This is a genomic window from Salinarimonas soli, assembly GCF_008386575.1.
GTDB classification, from domain to species: Bacteria; Pseudomonadota; Alphaproteobacteria; order Rhizobiales; family Beijerinckiaceae; genus Salinarimonas_A; species Salinarimonas_A soli.
In genome coordinates, this window is record NZ_VUOA01000025.1 from 40116 (window position 1) to 57806 (window position 17691).

Genomic DNA, 17691 nt, shown 5'->3' on the forward strand with positions numbered 1-17691 from the left:
ATGCCGTGCTGATCAAGCGAACCAAGCGGTCGTCGGGTGCCGGGGCGGGCGCTCTCCCCGCGCCCGAGGGGGGCGGCGGCCTCGACCGGCGCGTCTTCCTGCGGCAGGCAGGCCTCGTCGCGGGGGGCTTGAGCGGCGTGGGAGCGCTGTCGCTCGGGGGCGTTCGCAAGGCGGCCGCGGGCGCTCCGCCGCCCACGGGCGCGCAGGTGGAGCGGCGCAAGAACATCTGCACCCATTGCTCGGTCGGCTGCTCCGTCGTCGCCGAGCTGACGAACGGCGTCTGGACCGGCCAGGAGCCCGACTACGACAGCCCCATCAACCGGGGCTCCCATTGCTGCAAGGGCGCCGCCGTGCGCGACGACGTGACGGGCGACCGGCGGTCCCGCTATCCGCTCAAGCTCGTCGACGGGCGGTGGGAGCGGCTGTCCTGGGCCCAGGCCGTGGACGAGATCGGCACGAAGCTCCTCGAGATCCGCAAGGCGTCGGGCCCGGATAGCGTCTACTGGCTGGGCTCGGCCAAGTTCACGAACGAGGCCGCCTATCTCTACCGCAAGATGGCCGCGTTCTGGGGCACCAACAACGTCGACCACCAGGCCCGCATCTGCCACTCCACCACGGTCACCGGCGTCGCCAACACGTGGGGCTACGGCGCGATGACGAACTCGTACAACGACATCCGCAATTCCAAGACGATCGTGATCATGGGCGGCAATCCGGCCGAGGCCCATCCGGTCTCCATGCAGCACATCCTCGAGGGCAAGGAGCAGAACCGGGCCACGCTCATCGTCATCGATCCCCGGATGACCCGCACGGCCGCGCACGCGACCGAATATATCCGGGTCCGGCCGGGCACCCACATCGCGACGATCTACGGCATGCTCTGGCACATCTTCGAGAACGGCTGGGAGGACAAGGACTTCATCCGCCAGCGCGTCTATGGCTTCGACGAGGTGCGCGAGGAGATCGCCAAGTGGACGCCCGCGGAGGTGGAGCGGGTCACGGGATTGCCGGAGGCGCAGGTCCGCCGCGTCGCCGAGCTGATGGCCAAGCAGCGCCCGGCCACCCTGATCTGGGCCATGGGCCAGACCCAGTTCACCACCGGCACGGCGAACGTCCGGGCGAGCTGCATCCTGCTTCTGGCGACGGGGAACGTGGGCCAGCCCGGGGCCGGCGCCAACATCTTCCGCGGCCACACCAACGTCCAGGGCGCCACCGATGTCGGCCTCGACGTCACGACGCTGCCCTTCTATTACGGGCTCGCCGAGGGCGCCTGGCAGCATTTCTGCCGCGTCTGGGGCGTCGACTACGACTGGATGGTCTCCCGGTTCGCGGGCAAGAACCTCATGGAGGCGCCGGGGATCCCGAGCACCCGCTGGTTCGACGCGACGCTGCTCGCCCGGGACGAGGTGAGCCAGCCGGACCGCCTCCACGCCATGTTCGTGATGGGCCACGGCGCGAACACGATCACCCGCATGCCCGACGCGCTGAAGGCGATCGAGGCCCTCGACCTCCTCGTGGTGTGCGATCCCTTCCCGACCTCCTGGGCCGTCCTCTCCGGGCGCCGGAACGGGACCTATCTCCTGCCGGCCTGCACGAGCTTCGAGATGGACGGCTCGCGCACGGCCTCGAACCGGTCGCTGCAATGGGGCGATCGCGTCGTCGAGCCGATCTTCGAATCGAAGAACGACTACGACGTCATGCACCTCTTCGCGCGGAAGCTCGGCTTCGCGGAGGAGATGTTCAAGAACATCGCCGTGACGGACGGAGCCGTCTCGGCGGAGGACATCCTGCGGGAGATGAACCGGGCGAGCTGGTCGACGGGCTATTGCGGGCAGAGCCCGGAGCGCCTCAAGGCGCATATCCGCAACCAGCACAAGTTCGACATCGTGACGCTGCGGGCGCCCAAGGACGATCCGGAGGTGGGCGGCGACTATTACGGCCTGCCCTGGCCGTGCTGGGGCACGCCGGAGCTCCGCCATCCGGGCACGCCGATCCTCTACAACACGAACCTGTCGGCCCGCGACGGGGGCGGGACGTTCCGGGCGCGCTTCGGCGTGGAGCGCGCCGTGCGCCAGACCGCGCAGCAGGCCGAGGCGCCGCCCACCGCCGCGACGCATGTGAGCCTGCTCGCCGACGGCTCCTATTCCCTCGGCTCGGACATCAAGGACGGCTATCCCGAGTTCACCCTCGCCGTTCTCAAGAAGCTCGGATGGGATCGCGAGCTCACCCCCGCCGAGGCGGCCGCCATCAAGGCCGTGAACCCGGCGAACCCGGACCTCGTCTCCTGGGCCCTCGACCTGTCGGGCGGGATCCAGCGCGTGGCGCTCGCGCACAATTGCCTGCCCTACGGCAACGCGAAGGCGCGGGTGGTGGCCTGGAACCTGCCCGATCCGGTGCCGATCCACCGCGAGCCGATCTACACCCCGCGCCCCGACCTCGTGGCCGATTATCCGACCCTGCCGGACGCGCGGCAGTTCCGCGTGCCCAATATCGGCTTCTCGATGCAGAAGGCCGCGGTGGACCACGGCATCGCCCGCGAGTTCCCGCTGATCCTGAGCTCGGGACGGCTCGTGGAGTATGAGGGCGGCGGCGAGGAGACCCGGTCCAACAAGTGGTTGGCCGAGCTCAAGCAGGACATGTACGTCGAGATCAATCCCGGCGACGCGCTCGATCGGGGCATCGTGGACGGTGCCTGGGTCTGGGTTCTCGGGCCCGAGAGCGCCTCGCGGGCGCGGGTCAAGGCGCTGGTGACCGAGCGCGTGGGCCGGGGCGTCGCCTGGATGCCCTACCATTTCGCGGGCTGGTGGGAGGGAGCCGACCTGCGCTCCCGGTACCCCAAGGGAAGCGACCCCATCATCCTGGGCGAGTCGGTGAACGCCCTCACCACCTACGGCTACGACCCCGCCACGGGCATGCAGGAGCCCAAGGCGACCCTGTGCCAGATCCGCGCCGCCTGAGCCCTCGAGGAGCCGATCCCATGGCCCGCATGAAATTCCTCTGCGACGCGGACCGCTGCATCGAGTGCAACGCCTGCGTCACCGCCTGCAAGAACGAGCACGAGGTTCCCTGGGGGATCAACCGCCGCCGGGTGATCACGCTGAACGACGGCAAGCCGGGCGAGCGCTCGGTTTCCATGGCCTGCATGCACTGCACCGAGGCGCCCTGCGCCGCCGTGTGCCCCACCTCGTGCTTCCTCCCGACGGAGGACGGCATCGTGCTGCACTCCAAGGACCTGTGCATCGGCTGCGGCTACTGCTTCTACGCCTGCCCGTTCGGCGCGCCGCAATACCCGCGCGTCGGTAATTTCGGCACGCGCGGCAAGATGGACAAGTGCACCTATTGCGCCGGCGGCGCCGGCCCCGAGCCCACCGGCAGCATGGAGGAATACGTGAAATACGGTTCCAACCGTCTCGCCGAGGGCAAGCTGCCGCTGTGCGCCGAGATGTGCTCGACGAAGTCGCTCCTGGCGGGCGACGGCGAGATGATCGCGCGCATCTACAAGGAGCGCGTGGTCACCCGGGGCTACGGCTCGGGCGCCTGGGGCTGGAAGACGGCCTACCGGGAGGACGTTTCGGCATGAGGCGCCTTGTTCGAGCGACCCCGTTCATGGGGAGCGCAGCCCTCGTCGTGCTGGTCGGCCCCGGATTGCGTGCCGGCGCGGCGGCCGCCGAGGTCCGGGCGCCCGACGGCGCCTTCGCGCCGGACGCGAACGCCGCGAAGGAGGGCGTCCTCCTGAACCAGGATGCCCGCATCAGCGGCCGCATCGACATCCTCGACCGGCGCGCCGACGTGCTGATCCAGCCCCGGGGCCGGGAATGGGAGGGCTACCACGAGACGTGGCTCCAGCCGCTCGGCGTGCTCGTGATCCTCGGGACGCTGCTCCTTCTCGGCCTGTTCTACGCCGCCATGGGACCGCTGCGGCTCACCCGCGGGCGGTCCGGGCGTACGGTGACCCGCTTCAGCCCCGGCGAGCGCTTCGCCCATTGGCTCGCGGCGATCTCCTTCGTCCTGCTGGCGCTGACGGGCCTCAACGTCACCTACGGCAAGATCGTCCTCAGGCCGGTCATCGGCCCCGATGCGTTCAGCGCCTTCGCCCAATGGGTGAAATATACCCACAACTACGCCGGCATCGCCTTCGCCCTGGGCCTTCTCACGATCGCGGCGCTCTGGCTTCGCCAGAACCTGCCCACCCGGCTCGATCTCGCCTGGTTGCGGGCGGGCGGCGGCTACCTGAGCGAGACCCACGTCTCGGCCGGGCGCTTCAATGCCGGCGAGAAGCTCGTCTTCTGGTTTGCCGTGCTGGCCGGCGTGGCGATCACCGCCTCGGGCGTCGTGCTGCTCTTCCCGTTCTACGGCACCACGATCGCGGGGATGCAGCTCGCCCACATCGTCCACTCGCTCACCGCGATCGCGTTCGTCGCCGTCATCCTCGGCCACATCTATGTCGGCACGATCGGCACCGAGGGGGCGATCGAGGCCATGGTGTCGGGGGAGGTCGACGTGAACTGGGCGCGCGAGCACCACGATCTCTGGCTCGCCGAGACGATGGCCGGCTCCGCGCCGAACGAGCGCCCGGAGCCCGCCTCGCTCGGCCGGCAAGGCGCCTGAGGGCCATGTCCATGAACGAGCCCTCGCCGTCCCCCGCGCGCCCGTCCCCGGCCGATGGCCTACGGGCCGTCCTGGCCCGGGTGCCGGTCGGGATCGTGGCCGAGCGCCGGCAGGGGCGGAGCGTCTGGGCGGGCGTCCTGTGGCGGCCCGTGTCGGTCCTGCCGGGCTCGCCGTCGGCCGCACCCTGGACAGCCCTCGGCCGGGCGGGCGGCGAGGCGGCGCTTCTCTATGCCGGGACGGCCGACATCGAGCTGTGCCGCTCGGAGACGGGGGGCTACCGGGACAACCTGCGCTCCGGCCGCCCGGTCCTGTGGGTGGTGCTGCGCATGGGCCCGGACGGCGAGCCGCGGCCGGTCCTCGCCGTCACGGCCGACCCGGCGACGGGCGAGGCGCTGACCGCGTCAGGCGACGACATCGTCGAGACGGTGGCGATGCCGGATTGGGTCCGGGACCTGGTCCAGGCCTTCGTCGACGCCCATCATGTGGAGCACGAGGCCTTCCGCCGCCGCCGCGACGATCCCGCGGCCGCCCGGGCCGGCCGGGGAGAGCCCGCATGACGGCGGCCGCCGGATTCCTGACGCGCTGGTCGCGGCTCAAGCGCGCCGATCCCGATCGAGCCCCCGCCGCGGCGCCCGCGCCGGAACGGCCCGCCGACGCGGCGGGGGAGCCCGGCCTCCCGGGCGCCGCGCGTCCGTCGCCCGCGCCCATGCCGCCCCCGCAGGAGATGGCCGATGCCGTGAGGGCCGCGTTGCGGCGGTGCTGGAGCCAGGACGAGACGATCCGGACCTATGTCGGGATCGCGGAAGCCCAATGGGACTTCAACGAGCCCGGCGCCATCGCGGGCTTTGGCACGCTGCCCGACGGCTTCGCGGCCGCGGCCCTCGCCGCCGTGTTTCCGGGCCACGTTGCCCGGGCCGTCGACCCGGCGGCCGCCCGCGAGATGGAGGACGAGGCTCCCCCGGCCGAAGGGCCGGACGAGGCGCGCCGGCAGCTCACCCTCGCCCCCGTCTGGCGCCACCCCGGGGTCGTCGCGGGTCCACGCGGGACGGGGGCGCTCCCCGCGCCGTCGCGGGCGCCTGGAGCGCCGGGACGGCGCGCCCACGGACGCGCGCTCCCCCGCTGAGTCGGATCCGGACCACCCCGGGTGCGGATGCCGCAATCCGTGTGAACGAAAAAGACGCTCGCCCCGCCCTGCCGTCTCATGCCGGGCGGCATGCCTCGCCCGGGGCTCGCCGTGAACGAGAGACAGTCGCCATGGCCCCGCACGCCGACCGCTTTGTCCCGGCTCAGGATCACCGGAGGGCCCCATCCTCCGCCGGCGGCGCGGGACCCTGTTCCCTCGGATCGAGGCGGGCCCCGTGACCCTCGCGTCGCAGCGGCGGATCGCGCCCGCGCTCCTGTGGATCGGCGCGGCCGGGTGCGTCGCCGCGGCGGCGAGCCTTGCCGGGGAGCGGCTTGCGGGCACCCCGTCCCTTCCCGCGGCCCTGATCGACGCGGTGATCTGCGCCGTCGCGCCGGGCGGGACCGCCGCGGGCCACGCCGCCGAGATGGCGGGCGCCCATGCCCGCATGCACCGGGCCATGGACGAGGTCCGGCCGACCGGGGATCCGGATCGCGACTTCGCCCGCGCCATGATCCCTCACCACCAGGGCGCGATCGACGCGGCGACGATCCAGCTGAAATACGGGCGGGACGAGCGCCTGAGGCGGCTCGCCCACGCGATCATCGTCGAGCAGCGCCAGGAGATCGCCTACCTGCGGACGATCCTCGACGGACCGTCCGGGGGGCCGCCGCACGCCACAGCCGCTCAGCCATAGGAGTCCGCCATGATCCGCCAAGCCATGCTCGCGTCGTCCCTGGCCCTGCTCGCGCCGCTCCCGGCCGGGGCGGGGCAGGCCCCCTATGCGGCGGGCGCGCCCGACATTCCCGTCTCGGCCCGCGACCGGGTCTACGCGGCAGAGCAGTTCTCCAATACGGTGTCCGTGATCGACCCGTCGTCGAACAGCCTTCTCGGGGTGATCCGCCTCGGCGATCCCCAGCCCGCGAATCTCTCGCCGCTCTACAGGGGACAGGTGCTCGTGCACGGGCTCGGCTTCTCGCCCGACCGGACCACCCTCGCCGTGGTCTCGATCGCCTCGAACGCCGTGAGCTTCATCGATACGGCGACGAACCGCGTGAAGCACACCACCTATGTCGGCCGCTCGCCGCACGAGGCCTTCTTCACGCCCGACGGGCGGGAGGTCTGGGTGTCGGTCCGGGGCGAGGACTACATCGCCGTCCTCGACGGCGCCACCTACCGGGAGACGGCGCGGATCCCCGTTCCCAACGGGCCCGGCATGACGATCTTCTCGCCCGACGGGCGCTACGCCTATGTCTGCTCCAGCTTCACGCCCCAGACCGTCGTGCTGGACGTGGCGACGCGCGCGGTGGCGGGCCGGGTCGAGCAGGCCTCGCCCTTCTGCCCCAACATCGCGGCCGCTCCCGACGGGGACCAGGTCTGGCTCACCCTGAAGGATGTCGGCAAGGCGATGGTGTTTCGCGCCACGCCCCCCTTCGACGTGCTGCGCGTCCTCGACACCGGGCCGATCACGAACCACGTGAACTTCGCGCGCACCGCCCAGGGGCAGTTCGCCTATCTCACCATCGGCGGGCTGAACCAGGTCAAGGTGTTCCGCACCGACAGCTTCGAGGAGGTCGCCGCGATCCCGGTCGGCGCCCTGCCGCACGGCCTCTGGCCGTCGGGGGACGGCACGCGCGTCTATGTGGGGACCGAGAACGGCGACGCCGTCACGGCCATCGACACGCCCACCAACAAGGTTGTCGCGACGATCCCGAACGGCCAGGCCGCGCAGGCGCTCGTCTACGTTCCGGAGGCGGTGCCCGGCGCCGGGGCGGGGCGCGACGGGCTCCAGCCGCTGGGGACCGCCGCCTCGGCGGTGCATCTCACGCTCGGGGCGCCGGGCGCGGAGGCCGCGACCACGGTGTCGCTGTTCGACCAGGGCATCACCCAGGTCCTGCAGGCGGCCGTGACCGGGCTCGAGCCCGGGAAGCCCTACGCCCTCGCGCTGGCCTCGAAGCCTGACGGGTCCGGCGGGCTGGAGCCCCTCGCCGGGTTCATGGCGAACCCGGCGGGCGCGCAGATCGTCAACGCCGTCGGCCCGATCCGCCAGATCGTCGACCCCGCGACGGCGCCCTCGGACGACCGGCGCTATCTCGTCATCGTGCGGATCGAGGGCGGCAAGCCGGGCCGGGCGGTCCAGCTCCAGCGAAGCGAGCGGCCCTGAAGCCATGGCTCCGCCCCGGGGCGGGGCGCTTCGCGGCGGGCGCGTCGCGCCCGCGCCGCCGGGAGCCGGCCCCGTCAAGTCGCCTGGTGGTTCCTGTAGGCGTCCATGACGCGCGTCGAGTAGACGAGGGCGGCGCCCGCGTTGAGGGCGACCGCGACGCCGAGCGCCTCGGCGATCTCGTCCTCTGTGGCGCCGAGCCCGATCGCCGCGTCGACGTGGCTCGTGATGCAGCCGTCGCAGCGCAAGGTGACGGCGACCGCGATCGCGATCAGCTCGCGGGTCTTGGCGCCCAGAACGTCCTTCTTCTGCCCGGCGGAGCTCAGGCCCACATAGCCGCGGACCGTGTCGGGGCTCAGGCGGCCGATCTCGCCGACGCCGGCCTTGAGCTGCCGCCTGTAGTCGTTCCAGTCGAGATACATCGCCGTTCCCTTCGTCTGGCTCACGCGTCGCGCCCGAAGCCGACCGCCGCGTGGGGAAGGGTTCTCCAATCCCCGCCCCTCCGCTTCCCCGTTCGCACGTCCGCATGGCGCCGCCGCGCGGCCCGCGATCCGCTCGTGGATGACGTGCCAGGTGTCCGGAACGAACGCACGTTCCGCGAGGGCGGCGCCCTCGGGCAAGGCGGACGCGAAAGACCCCGAATCCCCGATCCTTCAAAGACGAGGGACGACGTGCGCTCCGCCGGAGCTCAAGCGAGCGCGGGGAGCCCGCACGGCGAACCCCCGCCCCGGCCTCGCGCGTGCCCTGCGGCTCGATCGAGCCCCGACCCTGGAGATCCACCATGAACACCACGATCCGCCGCACCCTGGAAGCGGTGTCCAGCCGGGGGTCGGGCCGCATCGGCACGCATGCCATGCGGGTCGCGATCGCGATCATCTTCCTGTGGATCGGCGGACTGAAGTTCGCGCCCTACGAGGCCGACAGCATCACGCCCTTCGTGGCGAACAGCCCCGTCATGTCGTTCTTCTACGGGCATCCGGACCAGTACAAGCCGCACCTGACGCGCGAGGGCGAGCTCAAGCCCGCCGAGCGGTCCTGGCAGGAGCAGAACCGCACCTACATCTTCTCCAAGGGACTCGGCGTCGTCGAGATCTCGATCGGGCTCCTTGTGCTGGTGGGCGTCGCATCCCGCCGCCTCGGCCTGCTTGGCGCCGTTCTCGCCTTCCTCACGCCCTTCGTCACGCTCTCCTTCCTCGTCACGACGCCCGAGGTCTGGGTCCAGCCCCTGGGCGACGCGCAATACGGATTTCCCTACCTCTCGGGCGCCGGGCGGCTCGTGTTGAAGGACGTCGCCCTCCTGGCCGGCGGCTGGCTCGTGGTGGCCGACAGCGCCCGCGCCGTGCTGGAGCATGCCGCGCGGGCCCGCAGCGCCGCTCCCGCCCGTTCGACCCTCGCGGCCGGGACCTGAGGGCCCAGCCCGTCCGGGCCGCCCGATCACGAGGAGAGACCGCCATGCCCGAAGCCCTCACGCTCATGCTCGGCGACGTCTCGGTCACCCGGGTGACCGAGCAGCGCGGGCCCGGCTACACCCCGCACGACCTCTATCCGGATTGGGATGCGGCCGTGCTCGCCGAGAACCGGGGGATGATGATCCCGGGCTGCTACGACGAGGCGGCGGGGCGCTTCATCGCGAGCATCCACACCTGGGTGATCCGGACGCGCCACCACACGATCCTCGTCGACAGCTGCTGCGGCAACAACAAGCATCGCCCGCACATCCCCCGCTTCCACCAGCTCGACACCCCCTTCCTCAACCGCCTCGCCGCGGCCGGCGTCACGCCGGAATCGGTCGATTTCGTCCTGTGCACCCACCTTCACGCCGACCATTGCGGCTGGAACACGCGCCTCGTCGACGGGCGCTGGGTGCCCACCTTCCCGAACGCCCGCTACGTCTTCTCGAAGGCGGAGCACGACCACTGGTCGGGACCGGCCGGGCGCGAGGGCTTCAACGCCGGCGTCTTCGAGGACAGTGTGCTGCCCGTGATCGCCTCGGGCCAGTCGCACCTGATCGACGGCGAGGGGTCCGTGGGCGACGGCCTCACCTTCCACCCCACCCCCGGCCACAGCCCCGGCCATGTCGCGATCCGCCTGAGGGGCGCCGACCGCCAGGGCCTGTTCGCGGGCGACATCATGCACCAGCCGCTCCAGATCGTCCGCCCGGACTGGAACAGCAGCTTCTGCCTCGACCCCGAGGCCGCCCGGGCCTCGCGCCGCTGGCTTCTGGAGGAGGCCGCCGAGCGGGCAGCGACCGTGTTCACGGCCCATTTCGCCCAGTCCTCGGCCGGCGTCGTGAGCCGGCGGGGCGAGCGCTTCGACTGGCGCTTCGCCGAATGAGAGGTCCTTCCATGCCGGATCCGCGCCATGCCTCCTTGAGGGGAGCGCCCTTCGCCGACGACGCGATCGTGTCGGAGGATCACATGATCCCGAGCGACACGCCGGGGATCCGCCTGTTCGTGCGGGGCAAGCGGGCGGCGGGCCTCGCCACCTATGCCCCCGAGCGGACGATCCTCCTGGTGCACGGCTCCTCCTACCCGGCCGCCTCCGCCTTCGACCTCCCGCATGCGGGCCTGTCGTGGCTCGACCATCTCGCCCGCCATGGCTACGACGCCTATTGCCTCGACGTGCGCGGCTACGGCCGCTCGACCCGGCCACCGGAGATGGACCATCCCGCGAGCCAGTCCTCCCCCGTCGTCCGCACCGAGACCGCCATCCGCGACGTCGGCGCCGCCGTCGCCTTCATCCTCGCGCGGCGCGGGATCCCGCGGCTCAGCCTCCTGGGCTGGTCCTGGGGCACCACCCTCATGGGGGCCTATGCGGCGGCGAACGGCGAGCGGGTCCACAAGCTCGTCCTGCTTGCCCCGCAATGGCTACGCACCACGCCGAGCGCGTCGGACCAGGGGGGAGCCTTGGGCGCCTATCGCCTCATCACCCGCGAGGCGGCGCGCGAGCGCTGGCTGCGGGGCGTCCCGGAGCCCCTGCGCGCCGCGACCCTGCCCGACGACTGGTTCGAGGCCTGGGCGGACGCCACCTTCGCGACCGACCCATGGGGCGCGGCTCAGGCCGTCCCCGTCGTCCGCGCCCCGAACGGCACGGTCCAGGACAGCCGGGAGTACTGGGCCGCCGGCCGGCCCTTCTACGATCCAGGCGACATCCGGGCTCCCGTGCTCGCCGTTCACGGCGAATGGGACGCCGAGTTCTCCACGGACATGGTCCAGGCCTATGTCCGCCGCCTCACGGGCGCGCCCTATTGGCGCTGGGTCGAGATCGGGGCCGGCACCCACACCTTCATCCTCGAGACGGGCCGATGGCAGGCGCTCGACGCCGTCCAGGCCTTTCTCGACGAGGATTGAACGGGCGGGAGCCCTGTCGGGCGACGCCCCAAAACCGAATGCACGTCCGCACGCGATCCCACGAGTCGAGGACCCCATGCTTCCCCAAGCCCCCGAAGGAGCCAACGCCGAGCGCCTGCGCCGGCTTCTGCGCAGGCTCGACCAGGAGCCCGGGCCCCTGCCGGGCGGGGCGGCGGGCAGGCTCCCCCTGCTCGACACGGTCCTGTCCGTCGGGATGGCGGAGCTCGACCTCGACGGGCGCATCGTCTGCGCCAACCACGCGTTCTGCCGCCTCGCCGGCCTGGCCCTTCGCGACCTCGTCGGCCGGCACTTCACGGAGCTGTCGCATCCCGAGCACGTCCTGAGCGACATCATCGATTTCGGAGCCCTGGTCCAGGGCGAGGCGGTGACGCTGCGCCAGGGCATGAGATGCCTGGCGGGGGCCGTGCCCGTGGAGGCGACGCTGTGCGCCGTGCTCGATGACCAGGGGCGTCCCGAGTCGGTGATCCGCTTCGTCCAGGAGCGGACGACGGGCCCGGGCGGCATGGGGGCCGACGGGACCGTGCTCGATCTCGCCCACCGCCTGAAGAACACGCTGTCGATCGTCCAGTCGCTCGCGGGCGAGGCCTTCGCGAGAGCCGGGGTGCCCCCGGCGGTCCAGTCCACGTTCTACGGGCGCCTCGCTGCGCTCGGCCGGGCGCACGAGGTGCACGAGGAGGCCCGGCGGGACGCCACGGTCCAATGCCTCGTCGAGCGCGAGCTGCGCCCCTTCCGGCGGGATGGGGGCTCGGTCAGTGTGGAGGGCCCCTCGATCCTGCTGCCGTCGCGCTCGGCCTTCCTGTTCAGCCTCGCCCTGCACGAGCTCGCGACGAACTCGGCGAAATACGGCGCCTTCGCCCGGCCCGGCGGGCATGTCCGGATCGTGGTCGACCGGGCGGGACCGGTGACGGAGTTTGTCTGGCGCGAGACGGGCGCCCCGCCCGTCCGCCCTCCCGCCGTTCGCGGCTTCGGCACCCGGCTCGTCGAGCGCTGCCTCGCGGCGGGCCTGGGCGGCTCCGTCACCTGGGAGTTCGCGCCCCACGGGCTCACCTGCACCAACGCCGGAGCGCCCCGGCTCCCGTTGCGGGGGCATCCCTAAAGGGCGCCGGCCTCGAGGGGGCGCGTCACGGGCGGGCGCCTGGCCTATGATGCGGGCGGTGCCCCCATCCGGAGCGGATGCGTGATCTTCGAGCGATACGGCGGCTGGGTCCTGCTCCATCTCCTGTCCGAGTGGGTGATCCGGATCGGGCTTGCCGTCAGGATCCCCGCGCGGCGCTCGCCCGAGGCGACGCGGACCTGGCTCCTGCTCGCGCTCCTCCTGCCGTGGCCCGCCCTGATCCTCGATGCCCTGATCGGCCGCCCGACCTATCCGGGCTGGCGGCGCGAGCGCTATGCGGGCCTGTCGGCCTGGACGACCCTTCAGGCCCGGCACGTCGCGACGACGGCTGTTCTGAGCCGGCCCCCGCGCGCCTCTCAACCCTCGGGATGGGCTCCTACCTTGCCGCGAAAGACCCGGTAGGCATAGGCCTGGTAGGTGACCACGACGGGCAGGACGAGCACTAGGCCGACCCCGATGAAGGCGAGGGTCTGGGGATCCGCCGCGCCGTCCCAGACCGTCACGGAGCGGGGCACGACGAAGGGCCACAGGCTCACGATCAGGCCGAGGAAGCCCAGGAGGAAGAGCCCGATCCCGAGAAGGAAGGGGCGGGTCTCGTCCGGCCCGGGCACGGCCCGCCAGACGGCGACGACGACCGCGGCCGTCACGAGCGGCACGGGGGCCAGGAGGGCGACGTTCGGCCAGGCGAACCAGCGGTCGCGCACCTCGGGGATTGTGGCGGTCCAGGCGCTCACCAGGGCCATCATCACGGCCACCACCACGATCGCGCCCCGGGCCGCCCCCCGGGCGAAGGCCTGGGTCGGGCCGTCCGTGCGCCAGATGATCCAGCCGGCGCCGAGCAGCGCATAGCCCCCGAGGAGGCCAAGGCCGCACAGCGCGCCCAGCGGCGTGAACGACCCGAAGGTCCCGCCCGCGAACATCCCGTCCGCGACCGGCACGCCGCCGATGAAGCCGCCGAGCACGAAGCCCTGGCCCAGCACGGCGAGGACCGACCCGCCGGAAAAGGCCCAGTCCCACAGGACCTGCAACCGCGTCGCGTGGCCCCGGAAGCCGAAGGCCACGCCCCGGGCGACGAGCCCGAACAGCATCATCATGACCGGCAGGTAGAAGGCCGGCAGCAGGATGTAGTACGCGGCCGGGAAGGCGGCGAAGAGCAGCGTGCCGCCCATGACGAGCCAGGTCTCGTTGCCGTCCCAGACGGGTTCGACGCTCTCCATCATGAGGTCCCGGTCCCGGTCGCGCGGGGCGGCGAGGAACAGGATGCCGATGCCGAGATCGAAGCCGTCCAGCAGCACGTAGAAGACGATCACGAGGGCCGCCAGCGCGGCGAAGGCGAGGGGCAGGTCCATGGCTCACTCCCCGGGGATCGCGTCGTGGCGAAGGCCGCCCATCCTTGGGCGGGCGGCGAGGACGGGCGCGGCGGCGTCCGGGCTCAAGGGCACGTCGCCCTCCTCGATCGCCGGCCCGGCCCAGACCAGGCGCGCCAGGAACCAGACGAAGGCGGCGAACAGGACGCCGTAGACGGCGACGAACATCGCGAAGGAGGCCGTCACGGCCCCCACCTGGAGCGGCGAGGCGGCGTCGGCGGTGCGCAGGAGGCCATAGACCACGTAGGGCTGGCGCCCCGTCTCCGTGGTGATCCAGCCCGCCAGGACCGCGACGAAGCCCAAGGGCGCGACCGCCATCGAGAGCGCCAGGAACCACCGCGTCCCGGTCAGGCGCCCGCGCCAGCGCAGCACGGCGCCGATCACCGCCGTCAGGGCGAGGAGGAGGCCGATGCCCACCATGATGCGGAACGCGAAGAACACGATCGGCACCACGGGCCACTGGTCGCGCGGGAACTCCTTGAGGCCGCGCACGACCCCGTCCCAGCTGTGGGTGAGGTAGAGGCTCGCGACGTGGGGCACCTCGACGGCGTAGAGGTTGCGGGCCTGGGTCATGTCGGGCCAGGCGAAGATCGTCATGGGGGCGCCGGCCCGGGTCTCCCAGGCGCCCTCCATGGCGGCGAGCTTGGCGGGTTGGTGGACGAAGGTGTTGCGCCCGTGCAGGTCGCCCAGCACGATCTGGGCAGGGGTCAGGACGAGCGCCGCCCACATCGCGATGGAGAAGGCCATGCGGGCCGTCTCGCCGTGCATGCCGCGCCACAGATGGACCGCCGAGATGCCGGCGACCATGAACGACGTCGTGACGAGGCTCGCGCACACCATGTGGGCCAGCCGGTAGGGAAAGGAGGGCGTGAACACCGCCGCCCACCAATCGACCACGTGGAAGATGCCGTTCGCGTCGGCTACGGCGCCCCCGGGCGTCTGCATCCAGGAATTGGCGGCGATGATCCAGGTGGTGCTGAGCAGGGTGCCGAGCGCGACCATGCAGCAGGCGAAGGCGTAGGCGCCGCGCCCGACGCGCTTCTCGCCGACGAGCACGATCCCGATGAAGCCCGCCTCGAGGAAGAAGGCCGTGAGCGCCTCGTACATCAGGAAGGGCCCGATCACGTTGCTCACGGACCGCGAGAAGCCCGCCCAGTTGGCCCCGATCTGGTAGCTCAGCACGATCCCCGAGATCACGCCGAGGCCGAAGGCGAGCGCGAAGATGCGGGACCAGAACCGCAGCAGGTCCCGATAGACGGTGCGTCCGGTGCGCCACCAGGCGAGGCTGAGGCCCGCCAGGAACACGGCAAGCCCGATCGTGAAGGTCGGCCACAGGATATGGAACGCGATGGTGAACGCGAACTGCATCCGGGCGACGTCGACGGCGTCCATGCTGGGATCTCCTGCGCGTTCGCGCGACGCCGCCCGGGGCCGAAGGGGCGTGGCGCGGCGCGCCTGTGATCCGGGCGGTTCGCCCCCGGCACGGGCGGCTCCCGCCCATGAGAGCCGTCAACCCTAGCCGCCTGCCGCGGCAGGTCTTTCGCCCCCGGCCCCCTTTGCCGGATTCGCACGTCCGGCCCCCTCGCCGCCCGCCTGGCCGCGATCGTTCGCGAAAGACGGGCGGGCCGCGAGCGCCCCTGATCGGCGGGCGTCAACCCCGGCGCCGCGAGCCCACGAGGTCCGCCCATGCTCCGATCATCCGCCCGGCGTCCCGCGCACCGGCTGGCCCTCGCGGCCCTGGCCGGATCCCTCGCCTTTGCGCCCGCGGCCTATGCCGATGGTCTCGATTGCGGGCCGGCGATCCCTGCGTCGTCGCCCGCCCCGGACCTCGGGCCGGCGGTGGCCGGGGGCGAGGATCCGGCGCGCCTCGCCGATGCGGCAGCGCGGCTTCGGGCCGGGGGCCTGGACGATCTCGAGGTGATCGACGGGCTGGTCGGCGCCTATTGCCGCTCGGTGTCCAGCCTTCCGGGGCTGACCCGCCACGAGCGGGTCGCGCGGGTGCGCGCCTTCGCGGCCCGGGCGACCGAGGCGGTCTATGGTTCGGACGACGAGGCGGCGATCCTCGTCGACCTGCCGCTGGCGCCAAAGACCCTCGCCGGCGTCGACGACGCGGCCCGCAAGGAGGGTCTCTCCCGGGTCGCCTGGATTCGCCGGACCCTCGCCCGCGCCCTCCCCTCCGGCCCGTCGCCGAGCCGGTGAGCCACGACGGTGCTGCACCGAAACCGACAAGCGGAGCACGGGCTCGAAATCATCGGCGCCGTGCCGACGCCAGGATGGGCGCGGACCGCGCAGCCGGGGCCAGCCCCGCCCGGCTCGAGATCGCGCGCGCCTTCACCCCGCCCCGAAGCCTGAACCCCTGCAAGGAGCCCTCCCATGACATCGATGCCCAGCCTTCTCCACCGCCAGGCCAGCGCGCTGCGCGGCCCGAGCGACCTGCCGCAATCGGCGGTGCACGACATCGCGGGGGCGCTGAACGCGATCCTCGCCGACACGTTCGCGCTCTATCTCAAGACGCGGAACTTCCACTGGCACGTCAGCGGCCCGCATTTCCGCGACTATCACCTGCTCCTCGACGAGCAGGCGGCGCAGCTCCTCCCGATCATCGACGTGCTCGCCGAGCGGGTGCGCAAGCTCGGCGAGACGACGATCCGCTCGGTCGGCCACGTCGCGCGCCTGGCGCGGATCCCCGACAACGATGCGGTCTTTGTCGAGCCCAGCGACATGCTGGCCGAGCTGCGCGACGACACGCTCGCCTACACGGCGCGCCTGCGCGAGGCGCACGATCTGTGCGACAGCCACCGCGACGTGGCGACCGCGAGCGTGCTCGAACCGCTCATCGACGAGGCCGAGCGGCGGGTCTGGTTCCTGTTCGAGGCCGGACGTCGCGCCGATTCCAGCGGCCACTGAGCTGCCGGCCTGGAGATGACGCCGGTGCTCCGCAGGGGCGCCGGCATCGTCGCTGTCCGGCGGGTCGGTTCGCCTGTGGGCCCAGCCGGACGAGCGGGGCGTAAAGCCGGCCCTTCACCGCCCCGCGATGGGGCGCCGTCGCGAAGCGACGGAGAGCCATGCCGCGGCGAGCGCCGCCACCACGGCCGGGCAGGCGAGGTCGATCGCGCCCGGCGGTCCGTGCAGCACCGCCAGGGTGCCCGCGCCCGCGCCCGACAGGACCGCGAGCCACAAGGCCAGATAGGGCGCGGCGGCGCGGATCGAGGATATTCCCCGAAGCGCGTCCACGAAGGCCCGGGCCGCCTGGATCAGGGTGCCCGTGATCGCGACGAGGCTCACGGGGACGCCGCCGACCTGACGCGCGACGGCGTTCTGAAGCCCCATCGCCGCGGCGAGGACGAGGAGCGTCGCGATGGGCGCTGCGTTCGCCCCCGCGCTCGCGGCCGCGACGGCGAGCAGCACCGCCTCGATCGCGATGAAGGCGGGCTCGCCGCGGGGGCCGAGAGCGCCCCGCAGGAGCTCGCCCCCAACGATGCCGGCCAGGAACGCGCCGATCAGCCCCGCGAGCGCTGCCGCGTGCCCCATGTCCAGGGTGACCGTCGCGACGGCGAGCAGGGTGCTGTTGCCGCTCATGAACGACGGGTACCCCGCATGGGCGCGCAACATGCCGACCGCGTCGACCCAGCCCGTGAGGGCTCCGAGCGTCAGGGTCAGGGCGAACCCGCCCGGCGGATCGCGGGCGATGCGGCTCGCCGCGTCGGCGGCCCGCGCCTGACCGCTCCCCGACCCGCCGGCTGTCATGGAGTGGACCCGGCATCGTGGCGGCCCGTTACGGCCAAGAGGGGCGCCAGGCCCGGAACCTTCATCCGCGTCACCTCGGGTTCGAGGCGCCGGGCGAGCGCCATCCGGGCGGGAGCGCCCGCCCGCATCATCGGACCTCTGGTGCCGGCGCTCTTTTCAGCGCGCACGGGCATCGCGCGCGGGTCCCGTCGACGGCCTGGGAT

The 17691-nt window shown here is 72.4% G+C and carries 18 protein-coding genes; 14 read left to right on the plus strand and 4 right to left on the minus strand.

Going from position 1 to position 17691, the window contains the following annotated elements; all coding sequences use genetic code 11:
- The first annotated feature begins 5 nt into the window (after positions 1-5).
- The 7 genes from F0L46_RS13960 to F0L46_RS13990 all read left to right on the plus strand — a co-directional run bounded on the left by F0L46_RS13960 (position 6) and on the right by F0L46_RS13990 (position 7892).
- Positions 6-2957 carry a formate dehydrogenase subunit alpha gene (locus F0L46_RS13960; protein ID WP_149818532.1) on the plus strand — a complete coding sequence of 984 codons (2952 nt, stop codon included), beginning with the start codon at positions 6-8 and terminating at the stop codon, positions 2955-2957.
- A gap of 20 nt (positions 2958-2977) precedes the next feature.
- Entirely contained in the window at positions 2978-3580 is a 603-nt protein-coding gene (gene fdh3B, locus F0L46_RS13965; protein WP_149818534.1) for a formate dehydrogenase FDH3 subunit beta, read from the plus strand.
- Complete coding sequence (locus F0L46_RS13970) at positions 3577-4608, plus strand: formate dehydrogenase subunit gamma (RefSeq protein WP_149818536.1); 1032 nt, start codon at positions 3577-3579, stop codon at positions 4606-4608. Before fdh3B ends, F0L46_RS13970 begins: the two co-directional genes overlap by 4 nt.
- Positions 4609-4619: 11 nt before the next feature.
- Complete coding sequence (locus F0L46_RS13975; protein ID WP_149818538.1) at positions 4620-5165, plus strand: DUF3305 domain-containing protein; 546 nt, start codon at positions 4620-4622, stop codon at positions 5163-5165.
- The gene (locus F0L46_RS13980; RefSeq protein WP_149818539.1) at positions 5162-5731 is read left to right on the plus strand and encodes a hypothetical protein; all 570 of its coding nucleotides are present in this window, start codon (positions 5162-5164) and stop codon (positions 5729-5731) included. Before F0L46_RS13975 ends, F0L46_RS13980 begins: the two co-directional genes overlap by 4 nt.
- 235 nt (positions 5732-5966) lie before the next feature.
- A complete protein-coding gene (locus tag F0L46_RS13985) occupies positions 5967-6425 on the plus strand; it encodes a DUF305 domain-containing protein (protein ID WP_438646678.1) in 459 nt (152 codons plus the stop codon).
- 9 nt (positions 6426-6434) lie between these two features.
- Positions 6435-7892: a YncE family protein gene (locus F0L46_RS13990; RefSeq protein WP_149818541.1), complete on the plus strand. Its 1458-nt coding sequence runs from the start codon at positions 6435-6437 to the stop codon at positions 7890-7892.
- Positions 7893-7966: 74 nt separating this feature from the next.
- On the opposite strand, the gene F0L46_RS13995 is transcribed toward F0L46_RS13990, so the two are convergent.
- Positions 7967-8311, minus strand: a complete 345-nt coding sequence (locus F0L46_RS13995; protein ID WP_149818655.1) for a carboxymuconolactone decarboxylase family protein — start codon at positions 8309-8311, stop codon at positions 7967-7969.
- Positions 8312-8670: 359 nt separating this feature from the next.
- Between F0L46_RS13995 and rclC the strand changes: the two genes are divergently transcribed.
- The 5 genes from rclC to F0L46_RS14020 all read left to right on the plus strand — a co-directional run bounded on the left by rclC (position 8671) and on the right by F0L46_RS14020 (position 12776).
- Positions 8671-9297, plus strand: a complete 627-nt coding sequence (rclC, locus tag F0L46_RS14000; RefSeq protein ID WP_149818543.1) for a reactive chlorine resistance membrane protein RclC — start codon at positions 8671-8673, stop codon at positions 9295-9297.
- Positions 9298-9341: 44 nt separating this feature from the next.
- Positions 9342-10223, plus strand: a complete 882-nt coding sequence (locus tag F0L46_RS14005; RefSeq protein WP_149818545.1) for an MBL fold metallo-hydrolase — start codon at positions 9342-9344, stop codon at positions 10221-10223.
- Positions 10224-10234: 11 nt separating this feature from the next.
- Entirely contained in the window at positions 10235-11239 is a 1005-nt protein-coding gene (locus F0L46_RS14010) for an alpha/beta hydrolase (protein ID WP_149818547.1), read from the plus strand.
- Positions 11240-11315: 76 nt separating this feature from the next.
- Positions 11316-12356, plus strand: a complete 1041-nt coding sequence (locus F0L46_RS14015) for a PAS domain-containing sensor histidine kinase (RefSeq protein ID WP_149818549.1) — start codon at positions 11316-11318, stop codon at positions 12354-12356.
- Positions 12357-12437: 81 nt separating this feature from the next.
- A complete protein-coding gene (locus F0L46_RS14020) occupies positions 12438-12776 on the plus strand; it encodes a hypothetical protein (protein WP_149818551.1) in 339 nt (112 codons plus the stop codon).
- Here F0L46_RS14020 and F0L46_RS14025 read toward each other — a convergent pair.
- Both F0L46_RS14025 and F0L46_RS14030 read right to left on the minus strand, forming a co-directional pair.
- Entirely contained in the window at positions 12731-13723 is a 993-nt protein-coding gene (locus F0L46_RS14025; RefSeq protein ID WP_149818553.1) for a cytochrome d ubiquinol oxidase subunit II, read from the minus strand. The two genes, F0L46_RS14020 and F0L46_RS14025, sit on opposite strands and share 46 nt — an antisense overlap.
- 3 nt (positions 13724-13726) lie before the next feature.
- Entirely contained in the window at positions 13727-15133 is a 1407-nt protein-coding gene (locus F0L46_RS14030) for a cytochrome ubiquinol oxidase subunit I (protein WP_149818555.1), read from the minus strand.
- A 294-nt stretch (positions 15134-15427) separates the two neighbouring features.
- Here F0L46_RS14030 and F0L46_RS14035 point away from each other — a divergent pair, with 294 nt between their 5' ends.
- Both F0L46_RS14035 and F0L46_RS14040 read left to right on the plus strand, forming a co-directional pair.
- A complete protein-coding gene (locus F0L46_RS14035) occupies positions 15428-15940 on the plus strand; it encodes a hypothetical protein (protein WP_149818557.1) in 513 nt (170 codons plus the stop codon).
- Between the two features lie 174 nt (positions 15941-16114).
- Positions 16115-16648, plus strand: coding sequence for a Dps family protein (locus tag F0L46_RS14040; RefSeq protein WP_149818559.1), 534 nt, complete (start codon positions 16115-16117; stop codon positions 16646-16648).
- A gap of 114 nt (positions 16649-16762) precedes the next feature.
- Here F0L46_RS14040 and F0L46_RS14045 read toward each other — a convergent pair whose 3' ends face one another.
- Positions 16763-17488 (minus strand): YoaK family protein, encoded by a 726-nt coding sequence (locus F0L46_RS14045; RefSeq protein WP_149818560.1) that lies wholly within the window; start codon positions 17486-17488, stop codon positions 16763-16765.
- Between the last annotated feature and the right edge of the window lie 203 nt (positions 17489-17691).